This window comes from Bradyrhizobium sp. Leo170 (assembly GCF_004296405.1).
Classification (GTDB): Bacteria; Pseudomonadota; Alphaproteobacteria; order Rhizobiales; family Xanthobacteraceae; genus Bradyrhizobium.
Genome location: NZ_PSRR01000276.1, coordinates 1 through 11,578, shown reverse-complemented (window position 1 = coordinate 11,578; position 11,578 = coordinate 1). Strand labels below are relative to the sequence as shown.

At 65.4% G+C, this 11,578-nt stretch carries 11 protein-coding genes; 9 read left to right on the top strand and 2 right to left on the bottom strand.

The genetic code is table 11. From position 1 onward, the window contains the following. Positions 1-332 precede the first annotated feature (332 nt). From CWO89_RS32675 to CWO89_RS32650, 6 genes are all read left to right on the top strand, one after another. Positions 333-1,082, top strand: coding sequence for a 16S rRNA (uracil(1498)-N(3))-methyltransferase (locus tag CWO89_RS32675; protein ID WP_130582614.1), 750 nt, complete (start codon positions 333-335; stop codon positions 1,080-1,082). Positions 1,083-1,314: 232 nt separating this feature from the next. Next, positions 1,315-2,478: an ATP phosphoribosyltransferase regulatory subunit gene (locus CWO89_RS32670; RefSeq protein ID WP_130582613.1), complete on the top strand. Its 1,164-nt coding sequence runs from the start codon at positions 1,315-1,317 to the stop codon at positions 2,476-2,478. Continuing rightward, the gene (gene hisG / locus CWO89_RS32665) at positions 2,475-3,452 is read left to right on the top strand and encodes an ATP phosphoribosyltransferase (RefSeq protein WP_130582612.1); all 978 of its coding nucleotides are present in this window, start codon (positions 2,475-2,477) and stop codon (positions 3,450-3,452) included. The genes CWO89_RS32670 and hisG overlap by 4 nt, the downstream gene beginning before the upstream one ends. Positions 3,453-3,526: 74 nt before the next feature. Further along, positions 3,527-4,573: a glycosyltransferase family 2 protein gene (locus CWO89_RS32660; protein ID WP_130582611.1), complete on the top strand. Its 1,047-nt coding sequence runs from the start codon at positions 3,527-3,529 to the stop codon at positions 4,571-4,573. Beyond that, complete coding sequence (locus CWO89_RS32655; RefSeq protein ID WP_130582610.1) at positions 4,570-5,415, top strand: ChbG/HpnK family deacetylase; 846 nt, start codon at positions 4,570-4,572, stop codon at positions 5,413-5,415. Before CWO89_RS32660 ends, CWO89_RS32655 begins: the two co-directional genes overlap by 4 nt. Before the next feature lie 117 nt (positions 5,416-5,532). Then, positions 5,533-6,375, top strand: a complete 843-nt coding sequence (locus CWO89_RS32650; RefSeq protein ID WP_130582609.1) for a DUF2076 domain-containing protein — start codon at positions 5,533-5,535, stop codon at positions 6,373-6,375. Positions 6,376-6,571: 196 nt separating this feature from the next. Here the strand turns inward: CWO89_RS32650 and CWO89_RS32645 are convergent, their stop codons facing one another. Then, the gene (locus tag CWO89_RS32645; RefSeq protein ID WP_130582608.1) at positions 6,572-7,363 is read right to left on the bottom strand and encodes a L,D-transpeptidase family protein; all 792 of its coding nucleotides are present in this window, start codon (positions 7,361-7,363) and stop codon (positions 6,572-6,574) included. 305 nt (positions 7,364-7,668) lie between these two features. Between CWO89_RS32645 and CWO89_RS32640 the strand changes: the two genes are divergently transcribed. Further along, positions 7,669-8,457 carry a protein phosphatase CheZ gene (locus CWO89_RS32640; protein WP_130582607.1) on the top strand — a complete coding sequence of 263 codons (789 nt, stop codon included), beginning with the start codon at positions 7,669-7,671 and terminating at the stop codon, positions 8,455-8,457. A gap of 187 nt (positions 8,458-8,644) precedes the next feature. Here CWO89_RS32640 and CWO89_RS32635 read toward each other — a convergent pair whose 3' ends face one another. Next, a complete protein-coding gene (locus CWO89_RS32635) occupies positions 8,645-9,160 on the bottom strand; it encodes a hypothetical protein (RefSeq protein ID WP_130582606.1) in 516 nt (171 codons plus the stop codon). Positions 9,161-9,504: 344 nt separating this feature from the next. Between CWO89_RS32635 and CWO89_RS32630 the strand changes: the two genes are divergently transcribed. Both CWO89_RS32630 and groL read left to right on the top strand, forming a co-directional pair. Then, a complete protein-coding gene (locus CWO89_RS32630; protein ID WP_130582605.1) occupies positions 9,505-9,801 on the top strand; it encodes a co-chaperone GroES in 297 nt (98 codons plus the stop codon). A 161-nt stretch (positions 9,802-9,962) separates the two neighbouring features. Next, the coding region (groL, locus tag CWO89_RS32625; RefSeq protein WP_130582604.1) for a chaperonin GroEL at positions 9,963-11,578 on the top strand (1,616 nt) is incomplete at its 3' end.

Sequence of the window (11,578 nt, the reverse complement as noted above, 5' to 3'; positions counted from 1 at the left end):
GGGCGAGGCGTTGGCAGGCGCTGCGGCCTGCTGACCGGGCAGCGGCGCGGGAAACGCGCCCTGTGCAAAAGCCTGGCCGGCGTGGAGCACCACGGCGGCGACCGTCAGCGACACCATCAGGCGGGTCATCAAGGGATATTTCTCCGGCAGCCGGCTTCCAAACGAAGCACAATTTCCATGCGGCTTTTTACGATTCCAGCCGTTCCTTAACAACCCGTGGATTGGGGCAACAGCGCGGCGTCACGCCGCGCCATCGATCAAAAATAAGCTACAGATTCTAGCGCTTTAGGCTAAAAGCGCGGCCGAGTTGCGTGACGACGGAACATTAACGGATGCCGGACTACGACTTTCGCGCCCCTCGCCTGTTCGTTGATGCCCCCCTGCAAGCGGGCGAAACCGTCGCGCTGGACCGCGACCAGAGCAATTATCTCGGTAACGTATTACGGTTGAAGGCCGGCGACGCCATCCTGGTGTTCAATGGCCGCGACGGCGAATGGCAGGCCGAGCTCAGTGGCCGCAAGCGGGCGGACACGCTGACGGTCCACCGCCAGACCCGGCCGCAGGACCGCCTGCCCGATATCGCCTACGTCTTCGCGCCCCTAAAGCACGCCCGGCTCGACTACATGGTGCAAAAGGCGGTCGAAATGGGCGCCTCGCGCCTGCGGCCGGTCCTGACCCGCTTCACCCAGGTTTCGCGGGTGAACGGCGAGCGGATGCGCGCCAATGTGATCGAGGCCGCCGAGCAATGCGGGATCACCGCCCTGGCGGAGGTTGCTGACCCCGTCCCGCTCGAGCGCTTCCTGACCGAGCGCGCGGGTGACCGGCTCCTGGTATTTTGCGACGAGGCCGCCGATCTCGGCGATCCCCTGCAGGCGCTGCAACTGGGGACCGGCACTGACGGCATCGACATCTTGATCGGCCCGGAGGGCGGGTTCGCCGAGGAGGAGCGCGCGCTGCTGCTGCGCCAGCCCAAGACCCTCCGGCTGTCGCTGGGGCCGCGGATCCTGCGCGCGGACACCGCTGGGGTCGCGGCGCTGGCCCTGGTACAGGCGGCGCTTGGCGACTGGCGCCCAAAGGGCTAGGTGGCCCGGGTGGAGCGCCAGCGTAACCCGGGGCCGCCCGAAAACGCTGATGCAGGTGTCCCGGGTTGCGCATTCGCTCCACCCGGGCTACGCGCTCGTTAAGCGATTTGGCCGATGCCGGTCGAAACAGCGCTTTTGCCGTGCTAAGGGCTCGCCCGCAAACCCTTGGGTCGCCCTTGGGCCACCCCTTGGACCACTCCGGAACCCGTTTTCGGGCGATTTGGACGTCGAGATGACCGTAACCGCCACCACACGCGGTGCCGCCTCCTCCGCCGCATGGGCGGATGCACTGCTGTTGTCATTTGCGCAGGCCGGTTACATCAGGTCCGAGCCGGCGATCCTGCAGCCGGCCGAGCCGTTCCTGGACCTCTCCGGCGAGGGTATCCGCAAGAGCCTTTACCTCACCACCGACGCCAGCGGCGAAGATCTGTGCCTGCGCCCCGACCTGACGATCCCGGTGGCGCGTGACTACCTCGCCTCGCCGGAGGCCGGGAAGCCGGCCGGCTTCAGCTATCTCGGCCCGGTATTCCGTTATCGCGGCGGCCAGCCGAGCGAGTTTCTGCAGGCTGGCATCGAATCATTCGGCCGGCAGGACCGCGCCGCGGCGGATGCCGAGATGCTGGCGCTGGCGCTGGAGGCGACGGCGGCGTTCGGACTGACCGACGTCGAGATCCGCACCGGCGACGTCGCTCTGTTCAATGCGCTGATCGAGGCGCTCGAGCTCTATCCCGTGTGGCGCCGCCGCCTGGTCAAGGATTTCAACCGCAAGGTCAGCCTCACCGACGACATCGAGCGGCTGACGCTCGCCGGCGGTCCTGGCCGTAACGAATATCAGGGCGTGCTGGCCGCCCTCGCCGGCTCCGATCGCAAGGCGGCGCTGGCGCTCGTCACCGACCTGATGTCGATCGCCGGCACCACCAATGTCGGCGGCCGCACCGTCGCCGAGATCGCCGACCGCTTCCTCGAACAATCGACCTTGAAGGCCGGCGCGCTGCCGCGCGACGCGATTGCGACCATCAAGCGCTTCCTGTCGATCTCGGGCGAGCCGGACGACGCCATCGCGCAACTGCGCGCATTGGCCGAAGACGCCGGGCTCGACCTCTCCTGCGCGATCGACGAATTGGAACGCCGCGTCGGCTTCGTGGCCGCGCGCGGCATCGATACCCGCAAGGCGCGCTTCTCGACCTCGTTCGGGCGCGGTCTCGACTATTACACCGGCTTCGAGTTCGAATTGCACGCCAGGGGCAACGGCGCCGAGCCGCTGGTCGCCGGCGGCCGCTATGATGGACTGATGACGCAGCTCGGCTCGGCTGAGCCGATCCCGGCGGTCGGCTTCTCCGTCTGGATCGAGACGCTGACGCAACATGGCAAGCCTCTGCGCGGAGGCAAGGCATGAGCGCGCCCTTCGTTCTCGCCGTCCCGTCGAAAGGACGTCTGCAGGAAAATGCCGAGGCGTTTTTCGCCCGCGCCGGATTGACGCTGTCGAAGCCCGGCGGCGCACGCGATTATCGCGGCACCATCTCAGGCCTGGACAATGTCGAGATCGCCTATCTGTCGGCAAGCGAGATCGCCTCGCAGCTCGCGCGCGGCATGGTGCATCTCGGCGTCACCGGCGAGGACCTCGTGCGCGAGAGCATCGCCGACGCCGACAAGCGCGTGCACCTGATCGACGGTTTGGGTTTCGGCTATGCCAATGTGGTGGTCGCGGTGCCGCAGGCCTGGATCGACGTCCGCACCATGGCCGATCTCGACGACGTCACCACCGGTTTCCGCGAGCAGCATCACCGGCGGATGCGGATCGCGACCAAGTATATCAACCTGACGCGAACCTTCTTCGCCTCCCGCGGCATCCTCGACTATCGCATCGTCGAGAGCGCCGGCGCGACCGAGGGCGCGCCCGCAGTCGGCACGGCAGAACTGATCGTCGACATCACCACGACCGGCGCGACGCTGGCGGCCAACGGGCTGAAAGTCCTCGACGACGGTGTGATCCTGCGCAGCCAGGCCAACCTCGTCGCCTCGAAGGACGCCGACTGGTCGACCGGGGCCCGCGAAGCCGCGCGCGTCATCCTGGATCACATTGCCGCGCGCGCCCGGGCGAACAAGTATCGCGAGGTCCGCACCCGCTTCAAAGGATGCGATGCAGCATTGCTCGCGGAAGCCCATAACCGCTTCGGCGTGGTCGCCCCGTTCGGCGGGCCGACCTCATCCGGCATGTTGACGCTGCACTGCCCACCGGCGCAGCTCTATGCGCTCGGCAGCTTCCTGCGCGCGCATGGCGCCGATACGGTGTCGGTGGTCTCGCTCGACTACGTCTTCGACCGCGAGAACCCGCTGTTCGCCAGGCTCGAGGCCTTCCTGCGGCAATGACGCCGCACGCTCGTTCATCGTGGCGACAGCTACCGGGCGGTACCATATATTTTTGAGAATCTGGAACCTGCTCGATGACGCTGGGCTCTGACGTTTCCGGCCTGACCACCACCGCGGCGAATGCTGCAGCGCAAGGGCTGTCGATCGTCGTTCCCGTTTACAACGAGGCTGCGGGGCTGGCGCCGCTGCACGAGCGGTTGATCGGTCTCGCGCGAACGCTGAAGGAACGCTACGGGCTCGCTTGCGAGGTCGTCTATGTCGACGACGGCAGCAAGGACAACACCCTTTCGATCGCGCGTTCGCTTTCCGCCGACACGCTGGATGTCCAGGTGGTGTCGCTGTCGCGCAATTTCGGCAAGGAGGCGGCGCTGATGGCGGGCCTCGACCATGCCCGGCGCGGTGCCGTGCTGTTCATGGACGGCGATGGCCAGCATCCGCCCAGCCTGGTCGAGAAACTGGTCTCGCACTGGATCGATGACGGCTACGATGTCGTCTATACCGCGAAGGCGCATCGCGACAACGAGCCGTTCCTGCGCAGGCTCGCGGTGCACGGCTTCTACGCGCTGATCAACTGGGGCGCGCGGCAGAAGATCCCGGAAGATGCCGGCGACTTCCGCCTGCTGTCGCCGCGCGCGGTGGCGGCGCTGCGGCAATTGCCCGAGCGCAACCGCTTCTTCAAGGGGCTGGCGAGTTGGATCGGCTTCCGCCAGATCAGGGTCGACTACGAGCCGGCGCCGCGTGCGCATGGCGTCACCACCTTCAGCGCGACGCGGCTGATCGGCCTGTCGATCGAAGGAGTGACATCGTTCTCGGTGGCGCCGCTGCGCTTCGCGAGCCTGCTCGGCGTGCTGCTGGCGACCGCGGCGTTCCTGTTCGGGCTTTCGATCCTGTGGGAGGTCTTCACGACCGGCAAGCAGGTGCCCGGCTATCCCTCGCTCGTGATCGGGTTGATGACGATCGGCGGCGTGCAGCTCATCATGATCGGCATCGTCGGTGAATATATCGGCAAGATCCTGTCCGAGCTGAAGGCGCGGCCGATCTATTTCGTCGCCGAGCATAGCGAGAAGCGCGCCGGCCCTGATGCGGCTGCCGCGGGCAGCGAACGGACCGCGGCCGAATGAACGACGCCGCGCAGCCGCGCCGGATCTGGCTCTGCGCCGACGATTACGGATTGAGCGAGGGCGTCAACCGCGCCATTCGCGATCTCATCGCGCGCGGCCGTCTGAATGCGACCTCGGTGATGGTGGTGGGCGCGGCGATCGGCCGCGACGAAGTGGCGGCGCTAAAGAGCGTTGCCGCCGAAAGCCCGCGCTGCGCGGTCGGGTTGCACGCGACGCTGAGCGCGCCGTTCCGGCCGCTGACCATGCATTTCCGACCCGTCAATGGCGGGCTGTTCCTGCCCTTTCCGAAACTGCTGCGCGCCGGCCTGCTCCGGCGGCTCGATCGCGAGATGATCCATGCCGAGCTCGTCGAGCAGCTTGCAACCTTCAAGGACATGTTCGGCCGCGCGCCTGACTTTGTTGACGGCCATCAACATGTGCAATTGTTTCCGCAGGTGCGCGACGCCTTTTTGCGCGCCGTGAAGGACGCCGCGCCCGAAGCCTGGGTGCGCCAGGGCGGACGCAACCATCCTCTGGCGCAACGCTTGCGAGCGCCGAAAGCGCTGGTGCTGGATACACTGAGCGCGCAATTCAGGAAGCGTGCACGACGCGCCGGCATTCCCTTCAACCCTGCTTTCGCCGGCGCCTATGATTTTTCGAGATCGCCCGATTTCGGTCCCCTGATGCGACAGTTTCTCGAGGGGCTGCCCGACGGCGGACTCGTGATGTGTCATCCCGGCTTCGTCGACGAGACGCTGAAGGAGCTCGATCCGCTGACGACCCAGCGCGAAAATGAGCATGCCTACCTCGGCAGCGAGCACTTCCCGCAACTGCTGGCGGCGAACAATGTTACGCTCGCCTGAAGGCGCGCCGGTCCTTTTGTCGCATACGCAAATTTAATTCGCGGCCCCACTCCTTGCGCCACAAAGGCGGCCCTACATGTTCCGCGCTTCGACGCAATCGACGCGATGGAGAAGGCCATGACCCCGCAAGAACGCCAATTGATCGACGATCTCTTCGACCGGCTCGCCAAGCTGGAGAACGCCCCGCGTGATCCGGAGGCGCTGGCCGCCATCTCGGAAGGGCTGCGCAAGGCGCCCAACGCCGTCTATGCGCTGGTGCAGACCGCGCTGGTGCAGGACGAGGCGCTGAAGCGCGCCAACGACCATATCCAGCAACTGGAAGCAGAACTCGGCGGTGGACCGCAGCAGCAGGGCCAAGGCGGCGGCTTCCTCGATTCGATGCGCGATGCGATCTTCGGCCAGAACCAGAATCAGCCGCGCGGCTCGGTTCCGCCGGTGCGCCCGCCGGAGGGTGGCAGCCGCCCCGCTTGGAATACCGGCCAGGCGATGCAGCAGGCGCAGGGTCCAGGATCTTACGGCCAGCCGCCTTACGGCCAGCAGCCCCAGTCCTATGGCGCGCCGCAAGCGGGTCCGTTCGGCGGTGGCGGCGGCTCGTTCCTCGGCACCGCCGCGGCGGCCGCCGCCGGCGTGGTCGGTGGCTCGCTCTTGATGAACAGCATCCGCGGGCTGATGGGCGGTGGCGGCGGTCACCAGGCGTTCGGGGACTCCGGCAATCTCGGCGACAACAAACCGTGGGGCAATGACCAGTCCGGCGGCAATCTTGCGCGCGATGCTGGCGTCAACGATATCGGCTCCGGCGGACGCGATAACGACTCGCGCGCCGGCCTTTACGACCAGGCGTCGAACAACAACAACAATAACAATAACGACAACAACAACAACGACGATGGCTATGGTCCCGACGATGACGACGATGGGTTCGATGACGGCGGCGACGACGGCGGTAGCGACTATGCGTAAGCCGCATGCGGATTGAAAAACAGAACGGCCGCCCGATTGGGCGGCCGTTTCTCTTTTGTCGTCCCGGCGAAGGCCGGGACCCTTAACCCCGACTTTGCGCTGTGGCGCGAACAAGCGGCCACAGCTTTATAGATCACGAACGATCGTGGTTATGGGTCCCGGGTCTGCGCTTCGCTTGCCCGGGACGACAGCATCGCTAGATCACAATCACCCTGGTGCCGACATTGACGCGGCCGTAGAGGTCGATGACGTCCTCGTTGCGCATCCGGATGCAACCTGAGGAAACGTTGGTGCCGATGGTCCAGGGTTCGTTCGAGCCGTGGATGCGGTAGAGCGAGGAGCCGAGATACATCGCGCGCGCGCCGAGCGGATTTTCCGGACCGCCCACCATGTGCCGCGGCAGATCGGGACGGCGTGCCAGCATTTCCGGCGGCGGCGTCCAGTCCGGCCATTCGCGCTTGGCGGAGATCGTCTTGACGCCCGACCAGGTGAAGCCGGGGCGGCCGACGCCGATGCCGTAGCGCAGTGCCTTGCCGTCGGCCTGCACGAGATAAAGGAACTTGTTCGGGGTATCGACGACGATCGTGCCCGGAGCTTCCTTGCCGTCATAATCGACAAGCTGCTTCTCATATCTCGGATCGAACGGCCGCTGCGCGGGATCGGCCGCCTGCTCCTCGCGCATCATCGGCTGTTGTGGATCCATCGGCGGCAGCATCGTGCGCCGTCCACCATAATAACCCGGCTGCTGCTGATACATCGGCTGCTGCTCGTAGGATTGCGGGTAGCCCTGGTCGGGACCATCGCCGAACAGGAATTCGATAAAGCCGCCACCGAGGGTGGAGGCCCTGCGCACCGGCTGAGGCGGCGCCTGGTAGGAATAGATCACGGTCGGCCCGGCGAGCGGCGCACCATCGATCGCAAACGCCTGATGCGGAGCGGCAGGCAGGAAGGACGCGCCGGCAATAAGTGCAAAGAATGTTTTCTTCATCGACGTACTCTGTACTGTTTTGTCAATCGTCAGCCTCGTTCGGCGCGAGACGCCGTGGCATGCGACCAATCAAAATCAAAACCGCATCGGTTTGGTAAACGTAACAAGCGTTTGGATTCACCACGTCGGCAATCGGCGGCGGATTTCAAAATTAGCGTTTATTTTGCTTAAATTCGCAGGCGTCATGGTTAATCCCGGGTATGCGGCGCGACGCGAAACGCACGCTGCAAAATTTTCCCATGTGAACTCCCTATTAAATCGCTTCTGCCTAGAACAGTGGGAGTGAAGGGGGCGGGAACAGTCTCATGTCAGTTAGTCGCAAGCGTTTTCGTGTTGAACAAGCCATTATGGGCGACATGCCGATGCCGGCACCGGTTGCGGTGGAAGGCGGCGAAATCGGTCCAATGCATCGGGAGATCATGGCGGAGCTTCGCTCCATCCGCGCACAGATGGCGCTCGGCGTCCACGCCCAGCGTCCGGTCGCAACCGAAGCCACCGAGGCGGCCGTGGCGCGCGAGGTCGCGGAAGCGCATGCGCTGCTCGAGACCTATCGCGCGCAGGTCGAGCAGTGCGAGAAGCTGAAGGTCGAGCTTGACCTGATCCACGACGCCATCAGCCGCACCAAGCGCGAGATCGCCGTGCTGCACGGCAAGAGCTTTGACGGCCAGGAGATGGCCAAGGTGAATGGCGAGCTCGGCGCCGTCGTCGGCGGCACCGAAGAGGCTACCCAGCAGATCCTCGAGGCGGCCGAAGCGATCGACCAGGCCGCCACCGCGCTGACCAAGGTCGCCTCGCCCGAACAGCACAAGCTGCTCGCCGAGGATGTCCAGGAGCGCGTAGTGGCGATCTTCGAGGCCTGCAACTTCCAGGACCTCACCGGTCAGCGCATCAGCAAGGTGATGACCACGATGAAGTTCATCGAGCAGCACATCAACGCGATGATGGAGATCTGGGGCGGTGTCGACGCCATCAAGGCGCACGCGCCGCCGATCATCGACACCCGCGAGGGCGACGCCCGCCTGCTCAACGGCCCAAGGCTCGACGGCGACGTGGGCCACGCCTCGCAGGACGATATCGACGCGATGTTCGACTAAGCGGGCAGGTCGCAGAGAAGAACGCAAAACGCCGGCGCGATGCCGGCGTTTTTGTTTTTGCCTCCATCTCCTCCGCCGTCATCGTCCGCGAAGGCGGACGATCCAGTAGGCGGCGGCCTCACGGCTCAGGCACTGACAGCGGTGACTACTGGATGCCCGGGGCATGACGGGGACAGAGCGCCGGTCCCTACGCCCGTGGCGCGCAGCGGACGTAGACCATGTTGCCGTAGCGGGTGGCCGCGTCCTTGTCGACGAAGCGGGTGACCATGACGCGGCCGTCGAAGGAGACGATCTCGCGGTCCTGCTCGCCGCCGGACGGCCCCGGCGGGCCGATATAGTTCTTGCCGCTCGGAGAGCCCTTCAGACGCAGCTCCTGCGGGGTGGCCTGGTCGGCGAGATGCATGATCACGCCACCGGACTGGCCGGCGCCAATCACATAGGGCTGCTTGCACTGGTCGCGCGCCATCTTCTCGGTGCGGGCGCGGTCGGTCGGGTTCTGGTAGGAGGCCAGGCCCCAGCGGCCGACGATCTCGTCGGAGCGGATGGTGGCGGGCATTTCCGGCGCCACCCCCGGCTCAGGCGCGGGCTCCGGGTTGGATGACAGCGACGGCAGGTTGAAGCTGCTGCACGCGCCCAACAGAAGCGTCAGCGCTAAGACGGACGCGAGCCTCGCAACCGCGCGCGCGTCACCTGATCCGATCATCCGTATTCCCCCGAAATATCCTTGGGCCGCACCTTGGGCCGCACCCGTCCTGCAGCCAAGCGTAAAACGTAAGGCAGAGCAATGACGTCGAAACGATGACGTGAGAACTCCAACCTGGGCTCTGATTTGATTTGGTTGCAGCATCCTATATTGGCCTCACCAAGGCCTTAACCACTTTGCTTGACAGGAAAGGCGCCAAGCCATATTTCCCGCCCCACAATTAGCACTCTGGCGCGATGATTGCTAACGCGCCGGATATCCTGCCCGCGATCCATCGACCGGCCGGCATTCAAGCCCGGCCTCGATGAATGAGACCTGAAACCGAGCCTCCAAGAGGGAACGTCATGGCTAAATCCAAATTCCGCCCGCTGCATGACCGTGTCGTGGTCAAGCGCATCGAAGCCGAAGAGAAGTCCAAGGGCGGCATCATCATCCCCGACACCGCCAAGGAAAAGCCCTCTCAGGGCGAAGTCACCGCCGTCGGGCCGGGCGGCCGCGACGAGACCGGCAAGCTGATCCCGATCGACGTCAAGGTCGGTGACCGCGTGCTGTTCGGCAAATGGTCGGGCACCGAGGTCAAGCTCGACGGCGAGGAACTCCTGATCATGAAGGAGTCCGACATCATGGGCGTTCTGACCTGAGCCGAGCCGAATCCGCCGCGCACCGCTGGTCATGCCCGGGCCTGACCCGGGCATCCATCTCTCTTCGGAAGAGTCGGCGAAGTGATGGATTGCCGGGTCAAGCCCGGCAATGACGCGTAAGAAGCGGCGGCCGCACCATCCCATTTATCCAGGAGCAAGATATGGCTGCCAAAGACGTTAAATTTGCCGGAGAAGCCCGCGAGCGCATGCTGCGCGGCGTCGATGTCCTTGCCAATGCGGTGAAGGTCACGCTCGGCCCGAAGGGCCGCAACGTCGTCATCGAAAAGAGCTTCGGTGCCCCGCGCATCACCAAGGACGGCGTCACCGTCGCCAAGGAGATCGAGCTCGAGGACAAGTTCGAGAACATGGGCGCGCAGATGCTGCGCGAAGTCGCCTCCAAGACCAACGACACCGCGGGCGACGGCACCACCACCGCGACCGTGCTGGCGCAGGCGATCGTGCGCGAGGGCGGCAAGGCTGTTGCCGCCGGCATGAACCCGATGGACCTGAAGCGCGGCATCGACATCGCGGTGCAAGCCGTGGTCAAGGACCTCGAGAAGCGCGCCAAGCCGGTCGCCGCCTCCTCGGAGGTTGCCCAGGTCGGCACCATCTCGGCCAATGGCGACACCGCGATCGGCAAGATGATCGCCCAAGCCATGCAGAAGGTCGGCAATGAGGGCGTGATCACGGTCGAGGAGAACAAGTCGCTGCAGACCGAGGTCGACATCGTCGAAGGCATGAAGTTCGACCGCGGCTACCTCTCGCCCTATTTCATCACCAACGCCGAGAAGATGACGGCCGAGCTCGAGGACGCCTACATCCTCCTGCACGAGAAGAAGCTCTCCGGCCTGCAGGCAATGCTGCCGGTGCTGGAAGCCGTCGTGCAGTCCGGCCGGCCGCTCTTGATCATCGCCGAGGACGTCGAGGGCGAGGCGCTGGCGACGCTGGTGGTCAACCGCCTGCGCGGCGGGTTGAAGGTCGCCGCCGTCAAGGCGCCCGGCTTCGGCGACCGCCGCAAGGCGATGCTGGAGGACATCGCGGTCCTGACCGGCGGCCAGCTGATCTCCGAGGAGCTCGGCATCAAGCTCGAGAACGTCACGATCAAGATGCTCGGCCGCGCCCGCAAGGTCGTGATCGACAAGGAGAACACCACGATCGTCAGCGGCGCCGGCAAGAAGGCCGACATCGAAGCCCGCGTCGGCCAGATCAAGGCGCAGATCGAGGAGACCACCTCCGACTACGACCGCGAGAAGCTGCAGGAGCGGCTGGCCAAGCTTGCCGGCGGCGTCGCGGTGATCCGCGTCGGCGGCGCCACCGAGGTCGAGGTCAAGGAGAAGAAGGATCGTGTCGAGGACGCGCTGAACGCAACCCGCGCCGCGGTGCAGGAAGGCATCGTGCCCGGCGGCGGCGTGGCGCTGCTGCGCGCCAAGAAGGCAGTCGGTCGTCTCTCCAACGACAATTCCGACGTCCAGGCCGGCATCAACATCGTGCTGAAGGCCCTCGAAGCGCCGGTGCGCCAGATCTCGGAAAACGCCGGCGTCGAAGGCTCGATCGTGGTCGGCAAGATCCTCGAGAACAAGTCGGAGACCTTCGGCTTCGACGCCCAGACCGAGGAATATGTCGACATGGTCGAGGAAGGCATCATCGATCCCGCCAAGGTTGTGCGCACGGCGCTGCAGGACGCCTCCTCGGTCGCCGGCCTCCTGGTGACGACGGAAGCCATGGTCGCCGAACTGCCGAGGGAGCCGGCGCCGGCGATGCCGCCCGGAGGCGGCGG

Excerpts from the sequence above, each read along its gene's own strand:
- hisG (WP_130582612.1), top strand. The coding sequence starts at position 2,475 with ATGAGCGCGCCCTTCGTTCTCGCCGTCCCGTCGAAAGGACGTCTGCAG.
- CWO89_RS32645 (WP_130582608.1), bottom strand. The coding sequence starts at position 7,363 with ATGAAGAAAACATTCTTTGCACTTATTGCCGGCGCGTCCTTCCTGCCT.
- CWO89_RS32640 (WP_130582607.1), top strand. The coding sequence starts at position 7,669 with ATGTCAGTTAGTCGCAAGCGTTTTCGTGTTGAACAAGCCATTATGGGC.
- CWO89_RS32630 (WP_130582605.1), top strand. The coding sequence starts at position 9,505 with ATGGCTAAATCCAAATTCCGCCCGCTGCATGACCGTGTCGTGGTCAAG.
- CWO89_RS32650 (WP_130582609.1), top strand. The coding sequence starts at position 5,533 with ATGACCCCGCAAGAACGCCAATTGATCGACGATCTCTTCGACCGGCTC.
- CWO89_RS32670 (WP_130582613.1), top strand. The coding sequence starts at position 1,315 with ATGACCGTAACCGCCACCACACGCGGTGCCGCCTCCTCCGCCGCATGG.
- CWO89_RS32675 (WP_130582614.1), top strand. The coding sequence starts at position 333 with ATGCCGGACTACGACTTTCGCGCCCCTCGCCTGTTCGTTGATGCCCCC.
- CWO89_RS32635 (WP_130582606.1), bottom strand. The coding sequence starts at position 9,160 with ATGATCGGATCAGGTGACGCGCGCGCGGTTGCGAGGCTCGCGTCCGTC.
- CWO89_RS32660 (WP_130582611.1), top strand. The coding sequence starts at position 3,527 with ATGACGCTGGGCTCTGACGTTTCCGGCCTGACCACCACCGCGGCGAAT.
- CWO89_RS32655 (WP_130582610.1), top strand. The coding sequence starts at position 4,570 with ATGAACGACGCCGCGCAGCCGCGCCGGATCTGGCTCTGCGCCGACGAT.